Here is a 615-nt window from a genome sequence, read left to right on the forward strand (position 1 = left end):
TTGATTGCTTTCTGGGATGACAACGGCATCTCGATTGATGGCGAAGTAGAAGGCTGGTTCTCTGACGATACGCCTAAGCGTTTTGAAGCTTACGGCTGGCACGTAATCCCAGCAGTAGACGGTCACGATGCTGACGCGATCAATGCTGCCATTGAAGCGGCTAAAGCCGATCCTCGTCCAACGCTAATCTGTACGAAAACCGTTATCGGTTTTGGTTCCCCAAACAAAGCAGGCACACACGATTGTCACGGTGCACCACTAGGCGCTGAAGAAATTGCAGCAACACGTAAAGCATTAGGTTGGGAACATGGTCCTTTTGAAATTCCATCGGAAATTTACTCAGAGTGGGATGCAAAAGAAGCAGGCGCAGCTAAGGAAGCAGCGTGGAACGAAAAATTTGCAGCTTATGAAGCAGCATACCCAGAGCTGGCAGCTGAATTCAAACGCCGAGTAAACGGCGATCTTCCTGCACAATGGGAAGAAAAAGCATCGGCAATCATTGCTGATCTTCAAGCTAACCCAGCAAACATCGCATCGCGTAAAGCGTCTCAAAATGCACTAGAAGCATTTGGTCAAATGCTTCCTGAGTTCATGGGCGGCTCGGCTGACCTTGCC

At 49.3% G+C, this 615-nt stretch carries 1 pseudogene; it reads left to right on the forward strand.

Features of this window, described 5'->3' with window-relative positions:
- Positions 1–615: pseudogene (locus MD535_RS25795) on the forward strand (transketolase); the annotation flags it as partial.

This window comes from Vibrio qingdaonensis (genome assembly GCF_026191675.1).
GTDB classification, from domain to species: Bacteria; Pseudomonadota; Gammaproteobacteria; order Enterobacterales; family Vibrionaceae; genus Vibrio; species Vibrio qingdaonensis.